This window comes from Micromonospora salmantinae (assembly GCF_022230905.1).
Taxonomy (GTDB): domain Bacteria; phylum Actinomycetota; class Actinomycetes; order Mycobacteriales; family Micromonosporaceae; genus Micromonospora; species Micromonospora salmantinae.
Map to the genome: position 1 here is coordinate 53164 of NZ_JAKKFG010000013.1, position 24444 is coordinate 77607.

A 24444-nucleotide genomic window follows, 5' to 3' on the forward strand; every position below is an offset into this window, starting at 1 on the left:
ACGGGCGGCGGCGACGATGACCGACGGGACCGAGCCGGGGCCGACGCCCCGAAGGGCGTCCGCCCGGATGATCCTCGCAGTGGTCGCCGCCGCTCTGCTCGTCTGCTGCTGCTCCGCCGCCGTCGGCCTGTTGATCTCCTGGTCGGCCGGCCTCTTCCACACCCCGACCTGACCGGCCGACGGCTGACGCCGCATCGAGGTGGCGTCAGCCGCGGCCGGCCCCGACCAACGCCGCCGCCTCGCCGGTCCGCACCATCCGCTGCCAGCGCAGCCGGTTGCCGATCAACGCGGTGACCACCGACTGCACCACCACCAGATACATGAGCTGCCGGTAGACCAGTTGCTGGAACGGCAGCGCCCACAGTGGGCCGTACCGCTCCCGGTCCAGTCGCAGCGCGTACGCGGCGGTGGCCGCCTGGAGCAGCAGCAGGCCCGCCCAGGCCAGGGCGAGGGTCGACCAGGGCAGGAAGAGCAGGCCGTACACGGCGAACACGTCGACCGCCGGCGCGGTGAGCGGCAACACGATCTGGAACACCGTGAGGTACGGCAGGCCGCGTCGGCCCAGTTTGCCTCCGGCACCCGACTCGCGCAGCGCGTGCCGGTGCTTCCACATCGCCTGCATGGTGCCGTAGCACCAGCGGTAGCGCTGCCGCCAGAGCTGGCGCAACGACGACGGGGCTTCGGTCCAGGCGATGGCCGACTCCTCGTAGACGACCCGCCAGCCGGCCCGGAGCACCTTCATGGTGAGGTCCGTGTCCTCGGCCAGCGTGTCCGACGGCACCCCTCCCACCCGCAGCAGCACCTCGCGGCGGAACGCGCCGATCGCGCCGGGGATGGTCGGCATGCACTCCAGCACGTCGTACATCCGTCGGTCGAGGTTGAAGCCGATCACGTACTCCAGGTGCTGCCACCGACCGAGCAGGCGACGCCGGTTGGCGACCTTGGTGTTGCCGCTGATCGCGCCCACCGACGGGTCGGCGAAGCCCTGCACCAGGCGATGCACGGTGTCCGGCTGGAAGACGGTATCGCCGTCGACCAGGACCAGCAGGTTCGCCCGCGCCGCCCGGATGCCCGTGTTCAGCGCCGCTGGCTTGCCGGCGTTGGCCTGCCGGATCACGCGCACCCCGCGCAGTCGCATCCGCTCGACAATGTCGGCAGTGCCGTCGTCCGACCCGTCGTCCACCACGATCACCTCCAACGCCGGGTACGCGCTGGCCAGCAGGGACCGGACCGTGGCGGCGATGTTCGCCGCCTCGTTGTAAGCGGGCACGATCACCGACACCGGTACCCGCACCTCGGGACGGTCCCGGCGGGGCCGGCGGACCCGGCGCACGTGCCGCTGGGCGCAGAGCACCTGCACGGCCAGACGCGCCACCCCGAGCACGAGTGCGGTGGCGAGCAGGAAGTTCATCACCTCGGCGGACCAGCGGGCACCGGTCTGGGTCCAGCGCAGTCCGGTGCCGCTCAGCCGGCTACCAGTGCCCGCCGGAACCATCGACGGTGAGGCGTCGATGCCGGCGGAGACGGTGGTGAACCGGTAGCCCTGATCGCCCAGCGCAGGCAGCAGGCGGTCCAGCGCGGCGAGGGTCTGCGCCCGGTCACCGCCGCCGTCGTGCATCAGCACCACCGCTCCCTGTCCCCGCTTCGGAGTGGCGGCGCGCACGATCTGGTCGGTGCCGGGGCGCTGCCAGTCCTTGGTGTCCAGGTCGGTGAGCACCGCGACGTGCCCGGCAGTGGCGGCGGCGCGCAACGCGGCGTACTCGGACCCGGTCAGCGCCGTCGGCACCGAGGAGAACGGCGGCCGGAGCAGGGTCACTTCCCGGCCGGTGGCCGACGCGACCGCCTTGCGGGTCAGCGACAGTTCGAGGTCACGCCGCCACGGCGGCACCTCGGCGAGGTCGGCGTGGGTGAACGTGTGCGACCCGATCTCGTGCCCCTCGCCAAGGATCCTCCGGACCAGTTCGGGGTGCTCGTTGACCCGGGCGCCCACCACGAAGAAGGTGGCGTGGGCGCCGTGCCGACGCAGCACGTCGAGGACCTGCGGCGTCCAGCGCGGGTCCGGCCCGTCGTCGAAGGTCAGCGCGATGGTGTGGTCCGGCAACGCCCGACTGACCGGTTCGGCACGGTCCAGCCGTAGCACCGGGCCACCCGAGCCGACGGCGGCCGGCACGTCCGGCGCGGGCTGTGCGGTGGCGTTTCCCGAGCCGCCCGCGAGACCGCTCAGTAGGCCGTTGACGGTGAGCGCCGCGAGCAGCAGGAGCAGCCCGAGCAGGAGCAGCAGCCAGTGCGCCCGAGGGTCTCGCCGGGCCACGTGTCTCGCCATCGTCACTGCGGCTTACCGGGCGACCTGCTCGGCTTGGCGGTCTTGCGGTGCTCGTCGCCACGGCCCGGTTGGTCGGTGGCGGATGGCGTGCCGGTGGCCGTGGCGGTCGTACCGGCCGTGGTCGGGGATCGGTCGCTGGTCGGGGTGGCGCGCGGCAGCGGCGCTGACGTACGGCCCGCCGGCGACGGCGACTTGGCCAACCGAGGCGGGTTGACCCCGTCCACGCCGGCCTCCACCGGGCGCGTCCCCCGGGAGTCCTCCGACCAGCCGGGCAGTGGCACCGAAGTGTCCAGGAAGAGCCCCGCGGCGATCAGGACGAGACTGGTGAGCAGGCCAAGGCCCATCGCTGTGCCCGCGATGACTGTCAGCCGGCGGCGACGCCCGGTGCCGTCGACGAACACCGGCGGGACAGAGCCCGGTTGACTGTGCATCTGCGAACTCCCACCGTCACCACGCCGGCAACCGGCGTCGGAGACCCGATGGGCCGGGTCTCCGTTGCACACAGCGGCGCCGCCACCAGCGGCGTTACATCGACTCAGGTCGTGCGCAACTCGTCCAGGGCGGTGCTGGCGCGCAGGAGAGCAGGCCGACACCGATCGTCACCAGCACCGCTGCCAACGCGCCGGCGCCGAGCCACGCCAGGTGCTCCAGGGGTACGGGAACGGCTCGCTCGATCGTGGGGGCGTACACGATCCGGGTGTACTGCTCGCGGGTGGCCGGGTCGTCACAGAGCGCCGCCGTGGCCTCGCAGATCTCCGTCGACGAGACGCCCGTCGAGACCTCCCCGACGAGCCCACGGCCGAGCAGCGTGCCGACAGTGAGCGCGAGCAGGATCGCCGGCACGGCCGGGGCCAGCGCCTGCCAGGCCACCGAACGGCTCAGCGTGGCGCGGGGCACCCCGGTGGCGACCAACGCCGCGTAGGCACGTCGGCGAGCGACGATCCCCTCGACCAGCGCGACGACAAGCCCGCCCGTCGCGATCAGGATGGCCACGGCGATCGCGCCATCGACGTAATCCATAGTGGACAGATAGAACGGGTTGGTGCCGCCATCCAACCCGGCGAACCGGCTCTGCTCCCGCTCAAGCTGGTCCGTGGTCCCGAAGTAGGCCCGCTGGGCGGCCGCGCCCCCGCCGAAGATCAGGGCGGCGAGCAGCGCCGCGAACGTGCGGCTACCCGCCCACGGGTCGGCCATCAGACGGCCCGCCGCGAGGAGGGCAGCCGGACCTCGGGCGTGCCGACGCAACAACCGCCCGCAGTGGTACGACAGCCAGCCGGTGCCGATCACCACCCCGATCATCGCCGCGAGCGCGCCCACCGCGAACAACACCGGCACCAGCCAGGCCATCAACTCGGCGTCGTCGGCGAACCGGTGGACCACCGGGCGGATCACCGCGAACGAGGCGACGCCGAACCCGATCAGGAGCCCCGCCCACGGACCCGGACCACGCTCGCGAGCCGCCTTGCGGCTCACCCCGAGCGGGCTGGTGGTGACCGTTCGCACCATCAGGGCGGTGGCCAGCGCCGCCACGACCGGCAGACCGAGCACCAAGCCGGCCAACGCGCCGGTCGACGGCAGCACGTCGGTGGGCAGGGCCAGTTGACCCTGCGCGTCCGGGCGGTGCAGCAGATCGCGGCCGACCAGATAGACACCCAGCCCGACGAGCGTGCCGAGCAAAGCGGCCACGCCGGTCTCCAGCACCACCAGCCGGGTGACCTGCCCGGGAGTTGCGCCGGCCAACCGGAGCGCCGCCAACCGGCGGTCCCGTGCCGGCGCGCCGAGCCGGGCGCACTGACCGGCCAGCGCCAGTACCGGGATCATCAGCATCAGCAGCGCGAACGCCGTACCGCCGCGCAACCCGGGCTCCACCAGCAGAGCGTTGTGATACTGCTCCGACCACCTGTCCTGATTCTCGTCCGTCGCCGCGGGGGTCGGGATGGCCAACACGGTGAGCGCCGCGAGCCCGGCCAGTGTCGCCAGCAGGGCGCTGAGCGCGGTGAGCACCACCCGGGCGGTGTCGGTACGGGTGCCGGCGAGCGCGAGGCGGAGCAGCGTCGCCGGTCTCACCGGGCGCCGCCGGTCAGCGGCACGTCGAGCCCCAGGCCGGTGTGGTCCACCAGGCCGTCACGCAGCACGATCTCCCGATCCGCGTACGCGGCGATCCGCGGCTCGTGGGTGACAAGCACGACGGCGGTGCGCTGCTCGCGGGCGAGCCGGACCAGCTGGGTGAGGACCTGCTCGCCGGTGAGCGTGTCCAGTGCGCCGGTCGGCTCGTCAGCGAAGAGCACCCGAGGCTCGGTCACCAGCGCCCGCGCCGTGGCGCAGCGCTGCTGCTGACCCCCGGACATCTCACCCGGCCGAACGTCGGCCACCTCGGCCACCCCGAACCGTTCCAGCCAGGTGAGCGCCGCCGTCCGTGCTTCTCGCCGCCCCGTGCCGGCGAGGAGCAGGGGCAGGGCGACGTTCTCGGCGGCGGTCAACTCGGCCACCAGCTGACCGAACTGGAACAGCACCCCGAACTCCGTGCGCCGCAGTCGGGACCGGGCCGCCTCCGACCAGGTGTCGATGCGGTGCCCACGCCAGGTGACCTCGCCGACGTCCGGCCGGAGGATCCCGGCCAGGCAGTGCAGCAGGGTCGACTTGCCGCAGCCACTCGGCCCGGTGACGGCGACGATCTCGCCCTCGGCCACGTCGAGCGTCACGCCGCGCAGCGCGGGCGTCGGGCCGTACGCCCGAACCACGCCGCGAGCCTGGAGTTGCGTCACGGATGCACCTCCCGGTGCCAGTCGGCGACCCGGCCCAGGGTGGCGTGCAGCCACCGCAGATCCGCGTCGAGGTGGGCGATCGCGAAATCGGCAGCGACCACGTCGCTGAGGGTGGCGGCCGGATCGGCCTTGACCGTAGTCAGCTCCCGCAGCCGTGCGGTGTGCGCGGCCCGCTGGGCGATCAGGTACGACCGGGCCCGATCGACATCGGCGACCAGGAGTGCCACCACGACCTTGGTGAAGAGCGTGCTGGCCACGTACGGCATGGGTGCTTCCACAGCGGACAGCCATTGGTCCAGCGTGTTCCGCCCCTGGTCGGTCAGCGCGTACGCGGTGCGATCCGGCCCGCCCACCCGGTCCTGGCCGGCGGCAGCCACCAGCCCGTCGCGTTCGAGGCGGCCGAGAGTGGCGTAGACCTGCCCGAAGGCCAGCGGCCGAGCACGCGGCAGCCGCTCGTCGTGCGCACGCTTCAGCTCATATCCGTGCCGGCTGCCCCCAGCGAGCAACCCGAGCAGAACATGCGGCGTGGACACCCCGCCCACTATTCACCCAGCGAATACCCAAGTCAACAACCCACCCCACCCCACCCCACCCCACCCCCCCACCCGACCCCGCCCCCGCCCCCGACCCCGACCCCGACCCACACCGTTGATCAAGAGGTTTGCGTCACCAGCACGCCGAAACTTGACTCAAACCTCTTGATCACCGAGGGCGGGGCGGGTGGGCGCGGGCGGGTGGGGGGGCGGGCGGGTGGGGGGGCGGGTGGGGGGGGTGGGGGGGTGGGGGGCGGGTGGGCAGGCCGGGAGGTGGGTCAGGGGGTTTGGGGCCAGGTGGGGGTGCGGCCGGTTTGGGTCAGGAGGTGGGCCAGGTCGGGGGTCGGGTCGGGGGTGGGGGTGGGGGTGGGTAGTGGGTCGGCGAAGACGCCCATCTTGCGGGCGGTGGGGCCCAACTGCTCCACCAGCTCGTGCAGCTGGGCCACCGCCTCCGGGGCCGGGTGGTACGGCTGGCCGGTGGCGACCGCGAGATCCCAGCCGTGCACAGTCAGGTCCAGCAGGGCCATCCCGCCGATGGCGGTCTGCGGCATGGGCATACGCGGTGACATGCCCTCCACCGCGGACGGGTCCGACCAGGCGGTCACCAACCGGCCGGTCTCCACCTCGAAGCGGTCCCGCCAGCCGTCGCCCAGGTGGTCGGGCTTCTCGGCCCACTCCACCTGTCGCTTCTCGGCCAGGTCCTGAAAGTTGACCACCACCTGGAAGAGGTGGTTGAGCAGATCACGGACCAGGTAGTCGCTGCACGGGGTGGGCAGGTCCAGCTGGTCGTCGGAGATACCCCGTACGACATCGACGGTTCGCGGCGCGGCGGCCGCCAGCAGCTCGCTAGTCTGAGTGGACATAGGGCCAGCGTATGAGGGTGGTCTTGAACAAATGCGACAGCGACCGCGTGGCGACAGCCGGGGAATTCTCGACCCCGGGCGCCTGCTGCGCGAGATGCGCTTCCGCCGACACCTGCCGGCGGAGTCACTGCGCCAGTGGGTCGAGCACTACTGGTTGATCGACTGGGCGTTGAGCGCGCCGTTCGAGCAGCGGGTCGTGCCGCACCCGGCGGTGAACGTGGTGTTCCGACGGGACGACGACGGGCCCGAGTCCGGCGAGGTGGCCGGGGTGGGGCGCGACCTGTTCCGGATCACGCTCAACGGCGCCGGCCGGGTGTCCGGGGTGCAGTTCCGCCCCGGCGGCTTCCACCCGTTCTGGCGGCGCGCGGTCAGTGAGCTGACCGGCCGTAGGGTGCTGCTGCCCTTCGGCCGGCTGACCCACCCGGACGTCCCGGTGGGCGCGTCTCCGGGAGCACCCACCTCGGCGGCCGGCGACGACGAGCGCTGCCGGGCGCTGGACGCCATCCTCACCGACTGGCAGCCGGAGCCGGACCCGGTGGCCGAGGAGGCCGTCCGGCTGGCCGAGGCGATCCGTACCGACCGGACGGTGCTGCGCGTCGACGACTTCGCCGCGCGGCACGACGTTCCGGTCCGCCGGTTGCAGCGGCTCTTCATGGAGTACGTGGGGGTCGGGCCGAAGTGGGTGATCCGCCGCTACCGGCTCCAGGAGGCGGTCGAACAGGCCGCCGGTGGCCCGCTGAGCTGGGCCGATCTCGCCGCCGACCTCGGCTACAGCGACCAGGCCCACCTGGTCCGTGACTTCACCGCCGTGGCCGGGGTGTCCCCCGCCGCGTACGCCCGCTCGGTGAGCTGAGGAAGCCGAGGAGCTGACAGAGCTTGACAGAGCTGACAGATCAGCGACGCCGCAGGACGACCACGGCGACGTCGTCCTGGATCTCCGGTGGGGCCAGTTCCACAAGCAGTCGGGCGCAGAACTGGTCCAGGTCACCGTCGACAGTCGCGGCGACCGCAGCCAGTGCGGCCAGCCCCTCGTCGATGGCGGCGTCCCGTCGCTCGATCAGCCCGTCGGTGTAGAAGACCAGCGTGGCCCCGGCCGGCACCACGAACTCCAGGTCGGCGGGGCGCGGGGCGCGGACGCCGAGCAGCGGCGCGGAATGCTGCACGAACTCGACCTTGCCGTTCATGATCATCAACGGTGGAAAGTGCCCGGCACTGGCCAGCCGGACCCGTCCGGTCGGCGGGTGCATCAGCAGCACACAGAGCGTCGCCACCTCGTTCGGCAGCAGTGTCCGCATCAGCTCGTTGACCCGGTGCAGGATCTCGCCGGGCTGATGGCCCTCGACCGCGTACGCCCGCACCGCGTGCCGCAGCTCGGCCATCACGGTCGCCGCGTGTAGCGAGTGGCCGGCGACGTCCCCGATCGCGAGCAGCAGGTGACCGTCGAGCATCACCAGCTCGTAGAAGTCGCCGCCCACCTCGGTCTGCGCGCTGGCCGGCTCGTAGCGCACCGCGAGGTCGAGGCCGGCCACGGTGGGCAGCCCACGCGGGAGCAGGCTGCGTTGGAGGGTGACAGCGATCCGGTGCTCCTCGTCGAACGAGCGCTGCCCCTCCACGGCCGCCGCCACCGCCTGAGCCAGCTGCTTGAGCACCGGGGTCCGCGCGGTCTGGGTGGCGGTCGGGACCACCACGTACAGCGGGGCCCGGTCCTCGCGCAGTCGGGCGGCGGCGACGGTCACCGTGTCGTCCGCCGGCCAGTCGACGAGCGCCCAGTTCGACGGGGCCTCCACCCGCACTGTGGCGCCGGTGGGCACCCCGGTGTCGTCGACGACCCACGGCACCACGGCGGCCACCGCGCCGGGACCGGCGCAGACACCCGCGAGGCAGTCGCCGTCGAAGGTTTCGGCGATCACCGCGGCCGGGCTCTTGAAGATCTGGGCGGCACCCTCGGCGGCGGCCTCCAGCAGGCGCGCGAAGGTCGGCGCCGCGTACACCGCGACTGTCGTGTCGGCCAACCCGAGCAGCCGCTCGGCGAGCAGTTCGGCGCGCTGCCGGGCCTGGTAGTAGCGCAGCACCGCGCGGGTGGTGGCGATCAGCTCCTCGGGCTCGATCGGCTCGGTCAGGTACGCGTCAGCGCCCCGGGTCAGCCCCTGGGCGCGGTCGGCCACGTCCACGGCGTGCGCCGAAACGTGGATCACCGGCATCGCCGGGTGCCGCGCCTTGATCTGTTCGCAGACCTCGTAGCCGCTCAGGTCGGGCAGCCGGACGTCGAGGACCACCAGGTCGATCCGGTCCACCTCGACCCGAGCCAACGCCTCGGCGCCGTTCTCGGCCTCCAGCACTGTGAACCCGGCCCGGGTCAGCCAGCTGACCAGCAGGTAACGCTTGGTACGACTGTCGTCGACCACCAGGATGGTTGTCGGCATGCCGTCCACGCCGTCACGCCCCGCCGGTGGGCAGGGAGACGGTGAACGTGCTGCCTTCGCCCGGCGCGCTGGCCAGCTCGAGCGACCCGCCGAGCAGCGTCACCAACCGCCGGGCGTACGGCAGACCGAGGCCGGTGCCGCCGACCCGGGTGGCTCCGGGGATCTGGTAGAACTCCTCGAAGATCCGGTCGTGCAGCTCGGGAGCGATGCCCGGCCCGGTGTCGCGGACCTCGAACTGCCAGCGGTCGCCGTGTTGGCTGGCCCGCAGGCGCACCTCGCCACGCTCGGTGAACTTCAACCCGTTGTGCAGCAGGTTGCGCAGCACCTGGCCGAGCAGCACCTCGTCGGTGCGCAGCAGGGCCGGCCCGGTGGGCTCCTCCACGACCAGCTCCACCCCGGGGCGGGTGGCGAGCGCGCGCAGGGTGCCGCGTAGTTGGCCGAAGACCGGACGCAGGTCGACCTCGGTCAGGTCCGGCTCGATCCGACCGGACTCGGCTTTGGCCAGGTCGAGGAGTTCGTTGACCAGGTTGAGCAGATCCGCAGCCGAGGAGCGGATCAGATCGACCTGGCGGCCCTGCTCGTCGGTGAGCGGGTCGGAGGCGGAGTCGGTGAGCAGCCGCCCCAGGCCGATGATCGCGGTGACCGGGGCGCGCAGCTCGTGGCTCACGTTGGCCAGGAACCGGCTCTTCGACTCACTCGCCGCACGGAGCTGGGCCGACTTCTCGTCCAGCTCGGCGTAGAGGGCGACGACGCCCCTGTTGGTCTCCTCCAACTCCTCGGTGAGCTGGTTGTAGAGCGCCAGCACTCCGCGGTTGGTCTCGGCCAGCTCCTCGTTCAGCACGGCCAGCTCGTCGCGCTGACTGCGCACCTCGTCCAGTGCGGCGATGAGCTGCCCGTTCTGCACTGTCAACTCGTCCAGCGCACTGGCCGGCGCGGTGCGGCCGAGTTCGGTACGGAACTCGGCGAGCCGCTCCGGGGTCGGCGTCGGCGCGTTGGCCGGGACTCGTCGGGACATCCGTACGACCGTAACCCCGTCGACGGTCGACACGCTCAGTGTGTCGACCAGTCGGGACACCGCGCCGGACTGCGGTTGGTAGCGATCGTCCGGCAGCGGGGACACCGGGGCCAGGTCGGCGCGCAGGTGGAACCGGCCGTCGGCGCCCGCGTCGACGTGGAAGGAGACGTCCGCTCCGCTGGCCGTCCGCAGCAGATCCCGAGCGACCTCGCTGAGCGCTGTGGCGATCCGTACCTGGTCCTGGTGTTCGAGGCCGACCACGGCGGCCACCTCGCGTCCCCGCTGACGGATCACGAAGATGTCCTGCTCGACCCGCAGCGCCATCTGGAGCAGTGGCAGCCCGGCCGGCTCCCCGCTCACGCCCACGACCTCGCGACCAGTACGCAGGCGTCGTCACGTCGCAGACCGGCGTCACGGAGCAGGGTCGCCGCCATGACCAGCGGGGATCGCTCCGCCAGGCCCGGGTAGTCGGTCATCCGCCACCGGTCGACCACCCCGTCGCTGTGCATCACCAGCCGGGCGCCGGGTCCGAACGGGTAGTCGTACTCCCGGATCGTCGGTCGTTGGTGGCCGGCGATGCCGGGCAGCGACACCAGCCCTCGACGGCGGCCGTCACCCTCGACGACCACGCCGGCGATGTTGCCCAGGCCGGCGTAGTGCAGCACGCCGGCGTCCGGCATCAGTTCGCCGACGGCGAGCGCGGCGCCCCGGGTGTGCGACATGCTCCGGTGCAGGTGACCGACCACCATCGCCGGTGGGCCGGCCGGGGCGTCGCGGAACGCGGCCAGCGCGGCGTCGGTGGCGGCCCCGGCCAGCGGGCCGTGCCCCAACCCGTCACTCACCAGCACCTGGTGCCGCCCGTCGACGACCCGCACGGCGTAGCCGTCGCCGCTGATCGTCTCGCCGGTCAGTGGTCGGGTGAGAGCCCCGGCCCAGGACGGCCGGGCCGCCTCGGCCGGCCAGACCTGCACGGCGAGGACGGTGCCCCGGCCGGGCAGCGAGTATCCGTCGAACCAGCTGGCCTGCCGGACGATGGCACCCAGACCGATGCCGAGTGTGCCGGTGGTGGAGTGCCCGTCCTGGGACGAGACGGTCAGGTCGGCCATGCCGGGCCCGGAGTCGATGGCCACCATCTCCACCCCGGCCTGCCCGGCGCGGCGTACCGGCCGGAGCAGCAGGACACCGTCGTCGGCGTGCTTGACCAGGTTGCTGGTCAGCTCGGCGGCGACGATGGCCAGGTCGGCGATGCGCGCCGCACCCATCTCCACCTGCGCGCCGAGACGTTCGGCGGCACGCCGGACGGCACTCGCGGCGCTGCTGGCCTCCACCCGGAACCAGATGCCACTGTCGGTGACAGCGTCGGCGTTCACCTGGACCACTTGGTGACCGTGATCCGGGTGCCGGTCTCCGTCGACGTCTCGATCTGGAACTCGTCGACCAGGCGTCGCGACCCACTGAGCCCGAGGCCGAGGCCCCCGCCGCTGGTGTAGCCGTCGGTCATGGCCAGATCGAGGTCGGCGATGCCCGGCCCGGAATCGGCGAACACGATCTGCACGCCCTTGCGTCGGCCGTTGTCCACGACCGTCACCTCGACCGAACCGCCGCCGCCGTACACCAGGGTGTTGCGGGCCAACTCGCTCGCTGCGGTGACCACCTTGGTCTGGTCGACGAGGGACAGCTTGACGGCCACCGCCACGGCGCGGACCAGCTGCCGGACGCGCACCACGTCCTCGTCGCTGCGGACCGACTGTGCCTGTGGCTGGCCCAGGTCGATGCCCGCGGTCACGGCCTGGCCGTCTCGGCGTCCGGATCGTCGTCGAGCTGGTAGTCGAGCTCGTCGGCGTGGGCCGCCGCGATCAGCTCCATGCCCCGCTCCACGTTCAGCGCGGTACGGATGCCGTTCAGCGACAGCCCGAGTTCGACGAGGGTGATGGCGACGGCCGGACGCATCCCGACCACCACCGTCTCCGCGTCGAGCACCTTGGAGATCGACGCGATGGTGGAGAGCATCCGCCCGACGAAGGAGTCGACGATGTCCAGTGCGGTGATGTCGATGATGACGCCGTGGCAGCCGGTGGCGACGATCCGCTCGGCCAGATCCTCCTGGAGCGCGACAGCCGTCTGGTCGGACATGTCGAGCTGGATGGAGACGAGAAGAATGTCCCCGATCTTGAGGATCGGAACCCTCTCCATCAGGCGTCCCGACGCGGCTGGCGGCGAGCGGTCTCCACCCCGTTGAGCCGCAGCACGTGGCGCAGCGCGTCGGCGAGGCTCGCCTTGGTGGCGATGTCGCCGAACTCGATGCCGAGCGCCACGATGGTCTGCGCGATCTGCGGGCGGATGCCGGAGATGATGCAGTCAGCGCCCATCAGTCGGGCGGCCACCACGGTCTTCAGGATGTGCTGGGCGACCTGGGTGTCCACCGCCGGTACGCCGGTGATGTCGATGATCGCGTACGGCGAGCTGGTGTCGACGAGGGTCTGCAGCAGCCGCTCCATGACGACCTGGGCCCGGGCCGAGTCCAGGGTGCCGACCAGCGGCACGGCGACGACGCCCTCCCAGAGCTTGACCACCGGCGTGGAGAGTTCGAGCAGCTGCTCGGCCTGATCGGCGATCAGACTCTCCCGGGTGCGGACGAAGCTCTCGAACGTGAACAGGCCCATCTCGTCGACCAGCTTCGAGAAGGCGACGAAGTCCTGCAGTGCGTTCGGGCCGCCGGTCTCCTGCACCAGCTCGGCCAGCACGTCCTTCAGCGCGAAGATGCTGACCGTGGTCTCGGTGGCGGAGAAGCCCTGCCGGGCCCGGCCACGAGACAGCTCGGAGAGCGCGGCACGCAGTTCGCCGGCGCTCTCGGCGGACAGGTCGATGGTGCCCTGCTCGCCGGTGGTGATGATGGCACGGTGCAGGTCCTGGACCTGTCGGCGCAGCTCCGCCTGGCTCAGCCGGCCTCGCAACGAACTGGTGACGATCTCGGTCCACCGAGTCGTGACCCGTTCGTCCTGCCCGCTCAGCAGCGCGGCGAGCCGACCACTTTCTTCGGTGCTCAACGCCATTTCGAACCCCCTTGACCTGGACCGGGCGGACTCTATCACCGGGGTCTGATCAACTACTTGCCCCGTAGCAACGGAATGACGATGGCCACCGGATCACCGCTCCCGTGCTACCTCCGACCATGGTCGTGGGATACCGTTCCCCCGATAACAGGAGGTCTGGCGAATGTCGTTGACGGTGCACACGGAACAACGCGGCGACGTGGTCGTCGTGGCGGTCGCGGGCGAGCTTGACATGGCCACCGCACCGCAGCTGCAGGACCAGATCACCGACCTGCTCGACAAGGGCCGCAACCGGCTGGTGTTCGACCTGGCGGACGTCTCTTTCTGCGACTCGACCGGCCTGTCGGTCTTCGTCCGCGCCAAGAACAGCTGCGACGAGGCGGGCGGCGTGGTCCGGCTGGCCGCTCCGCAGCGCGGCGTGCTGCGCATCCTCGAGGTGAGCGGGCTGGTCGAGGTGCTGCACACCTACCCGACGGTGGATGAGGCAGTCGCCGGCGAATCGACGCCGGCTTCCTCCTGACCGTCCGCGTGTCACTCGTCCTCGACGTAACGGGGACGAGCGATAGCCATGCCCGCCGTCGTCTGCACGGCCAGGGCGCCCAGCAGGAACCCGATCGGTGCGGTCCAGCCACCGGTGGCCTCGTAGAGGATGCCGACCATCAGCGGACCGAGGGCGGCGATCACGTACCCGGTGCTCTGCGCGAACGCGGAGAGCGCGACAGTGCCCTCGGCCGTGCGGGCGCGTAGGCCGATGGCGGTCAGGATCATCGGGAACGCGCCCTGACCGATCGCCAGCAGGGCGACCCAGAGCAGCGCGGCACCGTGCGGTGCGAACGCCAACCCCAGGTAGGCCAGTGCCGACGCGGTGGTCAGCCCGAGCACCAGCGGGCGCAGGCTGCCGAGCCGACCGGCCAGGGTGGGCATCAACAGCGCGATCGGCACGCCGAGCGCGGTCACCCCGGCGAGCAGCAGCCCGGCCGACTCCGGCTGGTAACCGGCGTCGCGGAACAGTTGGGCCAGCCAGCCCATGATCGCGTACCCGCTGAGCGACTGCGCCCCGAAGTAGACAGCCATCGCCCAGCCGAGCCGGGTCCGCGCCGGCCGGACCCGCACCGGCGTGGCGGCGACCGCCGTCGGGGTCGCCCGCCGCGCCGCGGCGCGGGTCCGCAGCGCCAGCGGCACCCACGGGAGTACGGCCACCGCGGCCATCGCGGCCCAGACGCCGAGCCCGGCCCGCCACGACCCGAAGGCGTGCGCGATCGGCACCGCGGAGGCGGCGGCCACCGTCGTGCCCACTGTCAACGCCATCGTGTACGCCCCGGTGACCAGGCCGGTGCGGTGCGGGAAGTGCTGCTTGACGAGCATCGGCAGCAGGATGTTGGCGACCGCGATGCCGGACAGCGCCAGCGCGCTGGTGAGCACGAAGATCAAGGCCGAGTCGGTGACGACCCGGAGCACCTGGCCCACGGCGAGGGCGAGCATGGCGACCACCAGCACCCGGGCCGGCGCCACCCGGCGGACCAGCCACGGGGTGAGCGCGCCGAGGCCGGCGAACGCGATGGTCGGCAGGGTGGTGACCAGACCGGCGGTGACGCCGGAGAGGCCCAGCCCGTCGCGGACCTCGTCGAGCAGCGCGCCGAGGCTCGTCACCACGGCGCGCAGGTTGAGCGCGACCAGCAGCATCCCGACCAGCACCAGCGCGCCACCGGTCGCCGGGTGCGTCCGCCGGCCGGTGCCGGGGTCCCGCGTCGGGCGAGGGTCGACGGCGACGGGGGCGGGCAGCGCCGGAGCGGCGGTTGGTGGCGGGGTCATGACCGCTAACCTACAATCATGGGATGAATTTGGGACCGGTGATGTAACCAGTGCCACCGTCGGTTGAATTCCCCTCCGCGCCGCCGGTGCCGCCCGGCGGCCAGCCAGCCGTGCCGCCCCACAGCCAGCCCGCCGTGCCGCCCCGCGGCCACCGGGTCCGGCAGACCACCGAGCAACTCCGCGCCCGGATCCTCGGCGGCGAATGGCCCGTCGGCGGGCGCATCCCCACCGAGCCACAACTGGTCGCCGCGCTGGGCGTCGGGCGCAACACGGTCCGCGAGGCGGTCCGCGCCCTGGTCCACGCCGGGGTGCTGGAGTGCCGGCAGGGCTCCGGCACCTACGTGGTGTCCACCGACGAACTGGCACCTGTGGTCGCCCGCCGACTCGGCGACGACCGGATGACCGAGGTCATCGAGGTACGCCGCGCCTTCGAGGTGGAGGCCGCCCGGCTCGCCGCGTTGCGGCGTACCCCGGAGGACCTGGCGGCGCTCGACGGCGCGCTCGCCCAGCGCGAGGCCGCCTGGCACGGCGGCCGGGTCGACGCGTTCGTCGAGGCCGACGCGGCACTGCACACGGCGGTGGTCGCCGCCGCGCACAACGCCATGCTCGCCGAGCTGTACGCCTCGGTGGGCACCGCCCTGCGCAGCACTGTCGCCCAGGCCATGGGCGGGGAGCTCACCCCTGAGCGCTACGTCGACCACACCCGGCTGGTCGAGGCGATCCGGGCCGGCGATCCCGGCCGGGCGGCGCTCGAAGCCGGCGCTTTTCTGGAACCCGCCGAACGGGCATAGGTTGTGCCCGACAGAAAAGCGGACACCTCGGGAGTACGAATGCTCAAGGGCTTCAAAGACTTCATCATGCGCGGCAACGTCGTCGACCTGGCGGTCGGCATCGTGATCGGCGCCGCGTTCACCGGCGTGGTCACACAACTCACCAAGTCGTTCCTCGAACCACTGATCAAGGCACTCGGCGGTGGCACTGGCCTGTCGGCCGGGCGGTGGGAGATCACCAAGGGCAACTACATGGACTGGGCGGGGTTCATCAACGCCCTGATCACCTTCCTGCTCACCGCGGCGGTGCTCTACTTCTTCGTGGTGTTCCCGATGAACAAGCTGGCCGAGCGGCGCAAGCGGGGCGAGGAGCCGCCGCCCTCGGCGCCGAGCGAGGAGGTCAAGCTGCTCACCGAGATCCGGGACGCCCTGGTCTCCGCCGGCCACACCACCCCCGGCCAGCAGCGTGGGGCGCTGGACGACGTGCTGGGCCGCCGCCCGGAGCCGCCGACGCAGCGCTGACCCGAACGGATGCACATCGGCCCCTGTGGGATTCCCGCAGGGGCCGCACCTTCTCGTACGTGTGTTCGATAGAGTCCCGCCATGGAGCAGCGAAAGCACTGGTGGAACGGGAAGTGGGGGCGGCTGGCCCGGCGGGACGTCTTCCTGCGAGTGGACGCCGACCGGTGGCACGTCGAGCAGCGGGCCGGCGGCGCCGAGGGCATCTCCCGCTTCTACGAGTACGGCAGTGCGGACGAGGCCGAGGACACCGTCCGGGCGCTGCTCGACGGCCCGGACACCTGGCGGGAGCTGTCCCCCCGACCGCCCGGCGGCTGGACCCTCCCGAACAGCTGAGTGGCCTGGCCGTGGAGGCGGTATTGCTTTCGACGGTGATGACTCTGAGGCATCAATATGACTCAGAGTCATAACGCTCTCCGGGCCATCGCCTCCAGGCCCGCCGTCTCAAAGCCCGCCGCCTCCAGGTCGCTGCCGCAGTTGCTGAGCGTCGGGCGAGTGGGCGGGCGGCGGCGTTTAGCGGCGCGCCGCCCTGGGAACCGCAGCGGGATGGACCAGCAGGACGAGCAGCAGGCGACCATCTCGCGGATCACCACCGGGATGCCGGTGATCGACTCAGCTGGCACCGAGGTCGGCACCGTGGACCTCGTCCAGCGGGGTGACCCGAACGCGGTGACCGTCCAGACACCGACCGCCGACCCGGGCAGCAGCCTGGACGAACTGATCGAGGCGACCGCGGTCGAGGAGCCGGACGTGCCGGCCGATCTGGCGGCGCGGCTGCTGCACAGCGGCTATCTGAAGGTCTCGACCGACCTGACCCGCACCGGCGCGGTCTACGTACCGGCCGACCGGATCGGTGCGGTGGCCGACGGCCGGGTCCTCCTGGCCGTCGGGGTGGCCGACCTGCCGCCCGAGGAGTGACCCAACCTCCCTGACCGACTCGGGTCCACGGCATTCGGGGTGTCCGGAGCCTCGGGACAGCCCGACATCATGAAACCCGAGTGGATCTTCTCGGCGCCGAAGGGGCGGGTTGGTCGGGCGCGGCGGGGGCGGGCTGATCCGGCGCGGCGGGCTGATCCGGCGCGGCGGGCTGGCGGCGGTGGAAGATCAGCAGCATCAGGCAGCCCGCGACCAGGCCCCAGAACGCGCCGCCCACGCCGATCAGCGTCACCCCGGACGCGGTCACCACGAAGGTGACCACGGCGGCCTCCCGCGTCGCCGGGTCGGTCACCGCCGAGGCGAGCGCGGTGGCGAGGGCGCCCAGGAGCGCCAGCCCGGCGACCGCCTCGATGAGGATCGGTGGGGCGACCGCCACCAGCGTGGTGGCTACGCCGGCGCCCAGGCCGAGCACTGCCAGCCCGGCGCCCGCGGTGACCGAGGCGATCCACCGGCGCTCCGGGTCGGGGTGCGCGTCGGGGCCGGCGGCCAGCGCGGCGGTGATCGCCGCGAGGTTCACCGCGTGCCCGCCGGCCGGGGCGGCGAGCAGACTGGCCAGACCGGTGGTCCGCAGCGCCGCGCCGAACGGCGGCCGGTAGCCGTAGCCGACCAGCACCGCCATGCCGGGTACGTTCTGCGCGGCCATGGTGACCAGGAACAGCGGCAGGGCCAACCCGACCAGCGCTGACGCGTTCCACGCCGGCGCGGTCAGCGTGACCGACGGGATCAGCGCGGCACCGGTCAGGCCGGTCGGCGGTGCGGTCAGTGCGATCGCCGCCACCGCCACCACCAGCGCACCGGGTACCGCCCAGCGTCGGGCGAACCGGTGCAGCAGCAGCCAACCGACCACCACCGATCCGGCCACCACCGGCAGCTCGACAAGCGCGCGGACCGGGGCGGTACACAGCGGCAGCAGCACCCCGGCGAGCATCGCGCCGGCTACCGGCTTGGGGATGGCGGCCACCGCACGGCCGAGCGGCGGGAACAACCCGGCCGCGACGATCAGCACACCGGAGACGAGGAAGGCGCCCACCGCCACCGGCCATCCGCCCGGCGGTGGCCCGGTCGCCACCAGCAGCGCCGCGCCCGGCGTGGACCAGGCCACGCTCATCGGTATCCGGTACCGCCAGCCCAGCCAGACGGCGACGAACCCACTCGCCACGCAGAGCGCGAGCAGGCCGGAGGCGGCCTGTGCGTCCGACGCGCCCGCCGCTCGGAGCCCGGCCAGCACGACTGTGAACGAGCTGGCGAAGCCCACCAGCGCTGTCACCACCCCCGCCAGCACCGGTTGCACGCGTCCAGCCACCCCACCCTCCCGACTGTTCCGTTTACGGAACGGAAGCGTGTAGCACGATAGCCGGGTGCCGCACCCACCACCAGTCCCGCGCCCCGGCCTCGACGTGGATCCCGCCGTCGTCGGGCGCCGGGTCCGTGCCCTGCGCGAGGAGCAGGGGATCTCGCTGTCCACACTCGCCCGGCTCGCCGGTGTCGGAAAGGCCACCCTCTCCGGCTTGGAGCACGGCACCCGCAACCCGACCCTGGAGACGCTCTGGGCGGTCACCGCGCAGCTCGGCGTACCGCTGACGGCGGTGCTGGCGGAGCCGGCCGCCGGGCCCACAGTGCACGGCACCGCGGTCACCGCGACCCTGCTGGAGGTCTTCACCGACACCGACGCGACCTACGAGCTGTACCGGATGCGGGTCGCGCCCGGCCCCGGCCAGCTCTCCCCCGCCCACCCGGCGGGAGTCACCGAGCACGTCACCGTCTTCGCCGGGGTGTTGCGCGCCGGGCCGGCCGACGCACCGCTGACCGCCCCGGCCGGTGGCCACCTCCGCTGGGTGTCGGACGTGCCACACAGCTACGCGGCGGTGGGTGACGAGGAGGTCGCCGCGAGCCTGCTCCTGCGCTATCCGCGCCGCTGAGACCCCGCCGATCGGTCACGGACCGTCGGCTCCGTCGACGAAAATCGCAATCATTTCTCGACCTAGGTAGGAGGCGTAGAGACGAATGCGGGTTGTTCTTGGCAAGCTTGACCCCATGACGCTGATCCTCCGCTCGGTCATCCTCAACGACATCGGCTTGGTGCGCACCAACAACGAGGACTCCGCCCTCGCCGGTGACCGCCTGATCGCCGTCGCCGACGGCATGGGTGGGCTGCCTGCGGGCGAGGTGGCGAGCGAGATCGTGATCCGGATTCTGGACGAGCTGGCTCCGCCCACCGACCCTGACGGCGCCGCCGACGCGCTGCGTGCCGTGGTCAGCACCGCCAACCAGCGCATCCACGCCGCCATCACCGTCGACCCGAGCCGGGACGGCATGGGTACGACGCTCACCGCGGCGCTGCTGGCCGGGGAGACACTGGTGCTGGCCCAGGTGGGCGACTCCCGTTGCTACCTGCTGCGCGAGGGGGAGCTGACCCAGCTCACCCGGGACGACACGTTCGTGCAGGCGCTTGTCGATCAGGGCACCCTCTCTCCCGAGCAGGCCCGCCACCACCCGCAGCGGTCCCTGGTGACCCGGGCCGTGCAGGGCGCCGACACCCCACCCGCGGTCGGGGTGCTCACAGTGGTCCCCGGTGACCGGCTGCTGCTGTGCAGCGACGGGCTCTCCGACTACGTCGAGGACGAGGCCATCGCCGCGGCCCTGGGCATGTACGCCGACCGCCAGCAGTGCGGTGAGCAGTTGGTGAAGCTGGCCCACCACGCCGGCGCCCCGGACAACGTCACAGTCGTGGTCTCCGACGTCGTCGCCCGCTGACCCGTACCGCTCACTCGGCGGCTCACCCGAACCGACTGGTTCGGGTTCCGCTGCCCCAGTAGGTGGTTGTGCCATCTAGCTAGCACCGCTACTGTCCGACGCGTGGATTCCGACCGGCGCGGGCAGTGGCTGCGGGGGGTGCTCGACATCTGCGTCCTGGCCCTGCTGTCCAAAGGCGAGTCCTACGGCTACCAGCTCGCCCAGGCGCTCGACGCGGCGGGCGTCGGGCCGATCCAGGGCGGCACGCTCTACCCCGTGCTGCTGCGCCTACAGAAGACCGGCCTGGTGACCGCGCAGTGGCGGGAGGGCAGCGCCGGGCCGGCCCGCAAGTACTACCGGCTCACCGACGACGGGCACGCGGCGCTCCGCACCGGCGGCAGCGCCTGGCTCACCTTCGTCCAGCCGGTGAACGACATCGTCACGAAGGGGGTCACCCGGTGAACGCCGACGATTGGCTGCGTACGCTCACGGCCGAGCTGCACCAGCGCCGGGTCGCGGCGGACGCCGCACGGCACGTGGTCGCCGAGGCCGCCACGCACCTACGCGAGGGCGGCGGCGACCCCTGGGTCGTCTTCAGCCCACCCCAGCAGTACGCGGGTGCTGTCGTGGAGAGCATCGGCACCGCGCCCGGACCCCGCCCCGGCCCGGTCCGGCTGCACGCGGCAGGCATCACCAAGCGGTACGGACGGCGAACCGTGCTGCGCGACGCCACGCTGACCGTCCGGGCCGGACAGATCGCCGCCGTCGTCGGCGCGAACGGCTGCGGCAAGAGCACCTTCCTCCGGATCTGCGCCGGACTCATGTCACCGGACGCCGGTGAGGTGACCGTCTCCGGGCGGCTCGGCTACTGCCCGCAGTCCGGCGGCACCGCCGACTTCCTGCTCGCCGACGAGCACTTCGTGCTGGTCGGCGCCGGTCAGGGCGTGGCCCGGGGTCCGGCCCGCCGCGCCGGTCGGGCGGCGGCCCGGCAGCTCGGCTGGGAAGCGGGCGGCGACGTGCAGGCCCGCCACCTCTCCGGCGGCACCCGACAGAAGCTCAACCTGACCATGTCCACGCTCAGCGCCCCCGACGTGCTGCTGCTCGACGAGCCGTACCAGGGCTTCGACCAGGGCACGTACGTCAACTTCTGGGACCAGCTCAGCAGGTTGCGCGACGCCGGCACTGCCATCGTCGTGGTGACCCACCTGCTCAACCAACTCGACCGGGTGGACATCGTGCTCGACCTGACCCCGGCACACGAGACCCTGTGGCACGCGCCCGGCATCCAGGGAGGCCGCCCGTGAACCGGCTCGTGACCGTCGCCGAGATGACCCTGCGGGAGCTGCTGCGGCGTCGAGGCGTACTCCTGCTGTTGTTGTTGATGCCGTTGACCTTCTACCTGATCCGGCGGGACGCCTACCTCGGGCAGTCGGTTCGCTCGCTGCTGCTCGGCGTGGGCTGGGCGGTGAGCACCGCCGCGCTGTTCGCCACGACCGCGGCCCGCGAGTTGGAGCCGAGGCTGCGGCTGGCCGGCTACCGCCCACACCACCTCTACCTCGGTCGGATGCTCGGCCTGTGGACCGTGGGGCTGGTCATCTCCGTACCCTTCTTCCTGCTCCCGATGATCGACGGCGCGGACCTGCGGTACGGCGGCCTGGCGGCGGCGTTGCTCTGTTCCGTCGCGGTGGCGGCGCCGTTCGGGATGCTGATCGGTGCGCTGCTGCCCCGCGAGTTGGAGGGCACGCTGCTGCTGCTCACAGTGGTGACCGTGCAGATGCTGATCGACCCGGCCGGGTCCGGGGCGAGGTTGACACCGTTCTGGTCGAGCCGTGAGATCGCCACCTGGGCTGTCGACAACACCGACCAGGGCTACCTCTCCCGTGGCCTGCTGCACGGGCTCGTCGTCACCGCACTGCTGGCCCTGGGCGTGGCCGCGGTGGCCAGCGTCCGCCTGCGCCGCCGTCGCCACCTGCGGCACCTGCCGGTCGGCTGACCGCCGCGCCGGCCACGGATCGGGCCAATCCGGTTGCTACGACCCGCGCGGCGGGTTGAGATGGGCGAATGACCATCCGCCGGGTGACCGACGACGACCGTCTCACCACCAGCTTTCCGCTGGCCGCGTACGCCTTCGAGTCCTCGCCGCTCAGTGCTGCCCGCGCCGCCGAGTTCCGCGACTACCTGCCCTACAACCAGGGCAACCGGACGCTGATCGCCGAGGAGGACGGCACCACGTTGGCCGCCGTCTCGGCCATCCCGATGCGACAGAACCTGCGCGGGGTGGTGCTGCCGATGGCCGGTGTCGCCGGGGTGGCGACCCATCCGCTGGCCCGCCGGCAGGGGCATGTCCGGACGTTGCTGCACCGACTCCTCGACGAGATGCGCGACGAGGGCCATCTGCTCAGCGCGCTCTATCCGTTCCGGCCCAGCTTCTACGCCCGGTTCGGCTACGTCGGGCTGCCCAAGCCGCGCCGTGTCACCTTCACTCCGGCCAACCTGGGTTCGCTGCTCCGGGTGGACCTGCCCGGCGAGGTCGGCTGGGAACGCGTCGCCGCCGGCTATCCGGCGTGGCGGGCGTTCACCGAACGCAACCTCCAGGAACGACACGGCTTCGCGATCTTCCCGGACTACCGGGCGGTCGGAATGCGTGACCGTGACGAGTACTGGCTGCTCACCGCCCGGGTCGGCGGGGAGGTCACCGGCGCGGTGACGTACCGGATCGACGAACACGGCGGCACGCTGCACGGCAACGAACTGCTGGTCACCGACCCGCTCGCACGGACGCTGCTGTTGCAGTTCTTCGCCCGGCACGTCGACCAGATCGAGCGGGTCACCGTTCAGGTTCCGCCGGACGAGCTGCCCGAGCTGTGGCTGACCGACCTGGACGTGCACGTCGAGGCCCGTACGGCAGTGCCGGGTTCGTCCGCGCCGATGGCCCGGCTGCTGTCGCTGGACGCGTTGAGCGGGCTGCCCGCCGGACCGGGCCGGGTGCGGATCGAGCTGACCGGGGACCGCTGGCTGGCCGGCACCCACCTGCTCGACGGCACCACCGGGGCGCTGGAACTGGTCGACGACACCACCGGCCGCGCCCCGACCGCCACGCTCACCGCCGCCGGGCTCTCCGCCCTCGCGTACGGGGTGCTGGACCCGGCCGAGCTGCCGCTACGCGGTCTGGGCGAGGTGCCGATGGACGCCGCCACGGAGCTGCGCGGCCTCTTCCCCCGCCGGGTGCCGTACCTCTTCGCCGACTTCTGAGCCCGGTTTGCCGCCGGGGACCCACCGCGCCGCAGCCGGCGGGCGGCGGGCGGCGGGCGGCGGGCGGCGGGCGTGGCTTAGCGGGGCATTAAACCGGCTCGGCGGATTCGTCGCGAGGCCGTCGCGGCTCCTAGCATCACGGGGTGCGCATGACGTCGCTTGCCGCTCTCCTCGTCCTCGGTGTCGCCACCGCGACCCTGCCCGCCTGCGCGCCCAACGACCCGGCCCCCGCCTTCGAGGCCGGCTCGACCGCCTCCCCGACGGCGCTGCCCACCGGCGGTCAGAGCGAAGCGCCGGGTGCGCGGGACGGCCTCGGCGGCCCGGGGGCCAGCGCCAGCCCGAAGCCCGCCAACAAGGTGCTCGCCGCCGGCAACCCGAACGGCAGGGCCACGGTGCCGGCCGAGGCGCGGGCGGTGGACACCTCCAAGCCGACCCGGACCATCGGCACCGGCACCCCGGCGAGCTGCACCTCCGCGGCGGTCGTCAAGGCCGTCGCGGCCGGCGGTGTCATCACGTTCAACTGTGGACCGGCCCCGGTGACGATCAAGATGGCCGCCACCGCGAAGGTCCGCAACGCCAACGGCCCGAAGATCGTGCTGGACGGCGGCGGCACTGTCACGCTGAGCGGCCAGGGGCAGCGCCGCATCCTCTACATGAACACCTGCGACGAGGCCCAGGGCTTCACCACCTCGCACTGCCAGAACCAGGATCACCCGCAGCTCACCGTGCAGAACCTGACCTTCGCCGACGGCAACTCCACCGGCGAGAAGGCCGAGGGCGGCGGCGGTGGGGCGATCTTCGTCCGCGGCGGGCGGCTGAAGGTGGTCAACTCGCGCTTCGTCCGCAACCGCTGCGACCGCACCGGCCCCGACCTGGGTGGCGCGGCCGTCCGGGTGCTGAGCCAGTACGAGAACAAGCCGGTGTACGTGGTGGGCAGCACATTCGACGGCGGCTCCTGCTCCAACGGAGGGGCGCTGAGCAGCATCGGCGTGTCGTGGGTGGTGCTGAACAGCCTGCTCAGGAACAACGAGGCGATCGGCAGCGGCGCCAACCCGGCCAAGTCCGGTACGCCCGGCGGCGGCAGCGGCGGCGCGATCTACTGCGACGGTAACGAGTTCACCGTCCGGATCGCCGGCACGATCATCGAGAACAACACTGCCAACGAGGGTGGCGGCGCGATCTTCTTCGTGAGCAACAACCGCACCGGCACCATGAGGATCGAAAACTCGACCCTGCGCCGCAACCCCAGCGCCAAGTTCGAGACCCGCGGCTTCCCCGGCATCTTCTTCCTGGGCGCCCGCAACCCCACGCTCACCAACGCCAAGCTCTCCTAACCCACGGCAGCCCAGCCCCGCCGGGGCCCCCACACCCGCCGAGGGTCCCCGCGCCCGCGCCGGTGATCAAGAGGTTTCGGTCATCGGGGCGGCTTTTTCTGACCGAAAGCTCT

The 24444-nt window shown here is 72.3% G+C and carries 28 protein-coding genes; 14 read left to right on the forward strand and 14 right to left on the reverse strand.

The genetic code is table 11. The features are described from left to right. Positions 1-16: 16 nt before the first annotated feature. A complete protein-coding gene (locus tag PSH03_RS12570) occupies positions 17-172 on the forward strand; it encodes a hypothetical protein (RefSeq protein ID WP_210785245.1) in 156 nt (51 codons plus the stop codon). Positions 173-205: 33 nt separating this feature from the next. Here PSH03_RS12570 and PSH03_RS12575 read toward each other — a convergent pair whose 3' ends face one another. The 6 genes from PSH03_RS12575 to PSH03_RS12600 form a co-directional block, all read right to left on the reverse strand. Continuing rightward, positions 206-2323: a bifunctional polysaccharide deacetylase/glycosyltransferase family 2 protein gene (locus PSH03_RS12575; protein ID WP_238689209.1), complete on the reverse strand. Its 2118-nt coding sequence runs from the start codon at positions 2321-2323 to the stop codon at positions 206-208. Positions 2324-2325: 2 nt separating this feature from the next. Further along, on the reverse strand, positions 2326-2754 hold the full coding sequence (locus tag PSH03_RS12580; RefSeq protein ID WP_210785243.1) for a hypothetical protein: 429 nt from the start codon (positions 2752-2754) through the stop codon (positions 2326-2328). A 94-nt stretch (positions 2755-2848) separates the two neighbouring features. Then, on the reverse strand, positions 2849-4390 hold the full coding sequence (locus PSH03_RS12585) for an ABC transporter permease (RefSeq protein WP_238689210.1): 1542 nt from the start codon (positions 4388-4390) through the stop codon (positions 2849-2851). Beyond that, complete coding sequence (locus PSH03_RS12590; RefSeq protein WP_238689211.1) at positions 4387-5088, reverse strand: ABC transporter ATP-binding protein; 702 nt, start codon at positions 5086-5088, stop codon at positions 4387-4389. The genes PSH03_RS12585 and PSH03_RS12590 overlap by 4 nt, the downstream gene beginning before the upstream one ends. Then, positions 5085-5621: a PadR family transcriptional regulator gene (locus tag PSH03_RS12595; protein ID WP_238689212.1), complete on the reverse strand. Its 537-nt coding sequence runs from the start codon at positions 5619-5621 to the stop codon at positions 5085-5087. The genes PSH03_RS12590 and PSH03_RS12595 overlap by 4 nt, the downstream gene beginning before the upstream one ends. 278 nt (positions 5622-5899) lie before the next feature. Next, complete coding sequence (locus tag PSH03_RS12600) at positions 5900-6484, reverse strand: TIGR03086 family metal-binding protein (RefSeq protein ID WP_238689213.1); 585 nt, start codon at positions 6482-6484, stop codon at positions 5900-5902. A gap of 31 nt (positions 6485-6515) precedes the next feature. Between PSH03_RS12600 and PSH03_RS12605 the strand changes: the two genes are divergently transcribed. Beyond that, positions 6516-7337: a helix-turn-helix domain-containing protein gene (locus PSH03_RS12605; RefSeq protein ID WP_238689214.1), complete on the forward strand. Its 822-nt coding sequence runs from the start codon at positions 6516-6518 to the stop codon at positions 7335-7337. Positions 7338-7377: 40 nt separating this feature from the next. Here PSH03_RS12605 and PSH03_RS12610 read toward each other — a convergent pair whose 3' ends face one another. The 6 genes from PSH03_RS12610 to PSH03_RS12635 are packed head-to-tail and all read right to left on the reverse strand — an operon-like array spanning position 7378 to position 12975. After that, the gene (locus tag PSH03_RS12610; protein ID WP_238689215.1) at positions 7378-8907 is read right to left on the reverse strand and encodes a SpoIIE family protein phosphatase; all 1530 of its coding nucleotides are present in this window, start codon (positions 8905-8907) and stop codon (positions 7378-7380) included. 13 nt (positions 8908-8920) lie between these two features. Further along, complete coding sequence (locus tag PSH03_RS12615) at positions 8921-10246, reverse strand: sensor histidine kinase (protein ID WP_210786888.1); 1326 nt, start codon at positions 10244-10246, stop codon at positions 8921-8923. 32 nt (positions 10247-10278) lie between these two features. Beyond that, a complete protein-coding gene (locus PSH03_RS12620) occupies positions 10279-11292 on the reverse strand; it encodes a SpoIIE family protein phosphatase (protein ID WP_210786895.1) in 1014 nt (337 codons plus the stop codon). Further along, positions 11289-11708 (reverse strand): anti-sigma regulatory factor, encoded by a 420-nt coding sequence (locus PSH03_RS12625; protein WP_145796443.1) that lies wholly within the window; start codon positions 11706-11708, stop codon positions 11289-11291. The genes PSH03_RS12620 and PSH03_RS12625 overlap by 4 nt, the downstream gene beginning before the upstream one ends. Next, positions 11705-12115, reverse strand: coding sequence for an STAS domain-containing protein (locus PSH03_RS12630; protein ID WP_210786869.1), 411 nt, complete (start codon positions 12113-12115; stop codon positions 11705-11707). Before PSH03_RS12630 ends, PSH03_RS12625 begins: the two co-directional genes overlap by 4 nt. Further along, positions 12115-12975, reverse strand: a complete 861-nt coding sequence (locus PSH03_RS12635; RefSeq protein ID WP_210786870.1) for an STAS domain-containing protein — start codon at positions 12973-12975, stop codon at positions 12115-12117. The genes PSH03_RS12630 and PSH03_RS12635 overlap by 1 nt, the downstream gene beginning before the upstream one ends. 163 nt (positions 12976-13138) lie before the next feature. Between PSH03_RS12635 and PSH03_RS12640 the strand changes: the two genes are divergently transcribed. After that, positions 13139-13495, forward strand: a complete 357-nt coding sequence (locus PSH03_RS12640; RefSeq protein ID WP_091395791.1) for an STAS domain-containing protein — start codon at positions 13139-13141, stop codon at positions 13493-13495. Between the two features lie 11 nt (positions 13496-13506). On the opposite strand, the gene PSH03_RS12645 is transcribed toward PSH03_RS12640, so the two are convergent. Beyond that, the gene (locus tag PSH03_RS12645; protein ID WP_372494749.1) at positions 13507-14787 is read right to left on the reverse strand and encodes an MFS transporter; all 1281 of its coding nucleotides are present in this window, start codon (positions 14785-14787) and stop codon (positions 13507-13509) included. Between the two features lie 110 nt (positions 14788-14897). Between PSH03_RS12645 and PSH03_RS12650 the strand changes: the two genes are divergently transcribed. The 4 genes from PSH03_RS12650 to PSH03_RS12665 all read left to right on the forward strand — a co-directional run bounded on the left by PSH03_RS12650 (position 14898) and on the right by PSH03_RS12665 (position 16994). Beyond that, on the forward strand, positions 14898-15578 hold the full coding sequence (locus tag PSH03_RS12650) for a FadR/GntR family transcriptional regulator (protein ID WP_210786897.1): 681 nt from the start codon (positions 14898-14900) through the stop codon (positions 15576-15578). 39 nt (positions 15579-15617) lie between these two features. Next, positions 15618-16079: a large conductance mechanosensitive channel protein MscL gene (gene mscL / locus PSH03_RS12655; protein WP_238689216.1), complete on the forward strand. Its 462-nt coding sequence runs from the start codon at positions 15618-15620 to the stop codon at positions 16077-16079. A gap of 81 nt (positions 16080-16160) precedes the next feature. After that, positions 16161-16412, forward strand: coding sequence for a hypothetical protein (locus PSH03_RS12660; protein ID WP_030486188.1), 252 nt, complete (start codon positions 16161-16163; stop codon positions 16410-16412). Positions 16413-16622: 210 nt separating this feature from the next. Beyond that, positions 16623-16994, forward strand: a complete 372-nt coding sequence (locus PSH03_RS12665) for a hypothetical protein (RefSeq protein ID WP_210786876.1) — start codon at positions 16623-16625, stop codon at positions 16992-16994. A 67-nt stretch (positions 16995-17061) separates the two neighbouring features. Here PSH03_RS12665 and PSH03_RS12670 read toward each other — a convergent pair whose 3' ends face one another. Then, on the reverse strand, positions 17062-18315 hold the full coding sequence (locus tag PSH03_RS12670) for a benzoate/H(+) symporter BenE family transporter (RefSeq protein ID WP_238689217.1): 1254 nt from the start codon (positions 18313-18315) through the stop codon (positions 17062-17064). A 55-nt stretch (positions 18316-18370) separates the two neighbouring features. Here PSH03_RS12670 and PSH03_RS12675 point away from each other — a divergent pair, with 55 nt between their 5' ends. From PSH03_RS12675 to PSH03_RS12705, 7 genes are all read left to right on the forward strand, one after another. Next, on the forward strand, positions 18371-18931 hold the full coding sequence (locus PSH03_RS12675; RefSeq protein WP_238689218.1) for an XRE family transcriptional regulator: 561 nt from the start codon (positions 18371-18373) through the stop codon (positions 18929-18931). A 115-nt stretch (positions 18932-19046) separates the two neighbouring features. Beyond that, positions 19047-19766, forward strand: a complete 720-nt coding sequence (locus tag PSH03_RS12680) for a PP2C family protein-serine/threonine phosphatase (protein WP_112586332.1) — start codon at positions 19047-19049, stop codon at positions 19764-19766. A gap of 102 nt (positions 19767-19868) precedes the next feature. After that, on the forward strand, positions 19869-20207 hold the full coding sequence (locus PSH03_RS12685) for a PadR family transcriptional regulator (protein WP_238689219.1): 339 nt from the start codon (positions 19869-19871) through the stop codon (positions 20205-20207). Next, a complete protein-coding gene (locus PSH03_RS12690; RefSeq protein WP_238689220.1) occupies positions 20204-21049 on the forward strand; it encodes an ABC transporter ATP-binding protein in 846 nt (281 codons plus the stop codon). The genes PSH03_RS12685 and PSH03_RS12690 overlap by 4 nt, the downstream gene beginning before the upstream one ends. Next, positions 21046-21738, forward strand: coding sequence for a hypothetical protein (locus PSH03_RS12695; protein ID WP_210786884.1), 693 nt, complete (start codon positions 21046-21048; stop codon positions 21736-21738). Before PSH03_RS12690 ends, PSH03_RS12695 begins: the two co-directional genes overlap by 4 nt. Positions 21739-21806: 68 nt before the next feature. After that, entirely contained in the window at positions 21807-22997 is a 1191-nt protein-coding gene (locus tag PSH03_RS12700; protein ID WP_238689221.1) for a GNAT family N-acetyltransferase, read from the forward strand. Positions 22998-23146: 149 nt separating this feature from the next. Beyond that, positions 23147-24331: an alanine and proline-rich secreted protein Apa gene (locus tag PSH03_RS12705; protein ID WP_238689272.1), complete on the forward strand. Its 1185-nt coding sequence runs from the start codon at positions 23147-23149 to the stop codon at positions 24329-24331. Positions 24332-24444 lie beyond the last annotated feature (113 nt).

Bases quoted from the DNA above. Each gene is read 5' to 3' on its own strand.
- PSH03_RS12705 (WP_238689272.1), top strand. From the start codon at position 23,147: ATGACGTCGCTTGCCGCTCTCCTCGTCCTCGGTGTCGCCACCGCGACC.
- PSH03_RS12630 (WP_210786869.1), bottom strand. From the start codon at position 12,115: ATGGAGAGGGTTCCGATCCTCAAGATCGGGGACATTCTTCTCGTCTCC.
- PSH03_RS12665 (WP_210786876.1), top strand. From the start codon at position 16,623: ATGGACCAGCAGGACGAGCAGCAGGCGACCATCTCGCGGATCACCACC.
- PSH03_RS12570 (WP_210785245.1), top strand. From the start codon at position 17: ATGACCGACGGGACCGAGCCGGGGCCGACGCCCCGAAGGGCGTCCGCC.
- PSH03_RS12605 (WP_238689214.1), top strand. From the start codon at position 6,516: ATGCGACAGCGACCGCGTGGCGACAGCCGGGGAATTCTCGACCCCGGG.
- PSH03_RS12680 (WP_112586332.1), top strand. From the start codon at position 19,047: ATGACGCTGATCCTCCGCTCGGTCATCCTCAACGACATCGGCTTGGTG.
- PSH03_RS12660 (WP_030486188.1), top strand. From the start codon at position 16,161: ATGGAGCAGCGAAAGCACTGGTGGAACGGGAAGTGGGGGCGGCTGGCC.
- PSH03_RS12615 (WP_210786888.1), bottom strand. From the start codon at position 10,246: ATGGCGCTGCGGGTCGAGCAGGACATCTTCGTGATCCGTCAGCGGGGA.
- PSH03_RS12580 (WP_210785243.1), bottom strand. From the start codon at position 2,754: ATGCACAGTCAACCGGGCTCTGTCCCGCCGGTGTTCGTCGACGGCACC.
- PSH03_RS12600 (WP_238689213.1), bottom strand. From the start codon at position 6,484: ATGTCCACTCAGACTAGCGAGCTGCTGGCGGCCGCCGCGCCGCGAACC.
- PSH03_RS12635 (WP_210786870.1), bottom strand. From the start codon at position 12,975: ATGGCGTTGAGCACCGAAGAAAGTGGTCGGCTCGCCGCGCTGCTGAGC.
- PSH03_RS12645 (WP_372494749.1), bottom strand. From the start codon at position 14,787: ATGACCCCGCCACCAACCGCCGCTCCGGCGCTGCCCGCCCCCGTCGCC.
- PSH03_RS12640 (WP_091395791.1), top strand. From the start codon at position 13,139: ATGTCGTTGACGGTGCACACGGAACAACGCGGCGACGTGGTCGTCGTG.
- mscL (WP_238689216.1), top strand. From the start codon at position 15,618: ATGCTCAAGGGCTTCAAAGACTTCATCATGCGCGGCAACGTCGTCGAC.
- PSH03_RS12700 (WP_238689221.1), top strand. From the start codon at position 21,807: ATGACCATCCGCCGGGTGACCGACGACGACCGTCTCACCACCAGCTTT.
- PSH03_RS12610 (WP_238689215.1), bottom strand. From the start codon at position 8,907: ATGCCGACAACCATCCTGGTGGTCGACGACAGTCGTACCAAGCGTTAC.
- PSH03_RS12575 (WP_238689209.1), bottom strand. From the start codon at position 2,323: ATGGCGAGACACGTGGCCCGGCGAGACCCTCGGGCGCACTGGCTGCTG.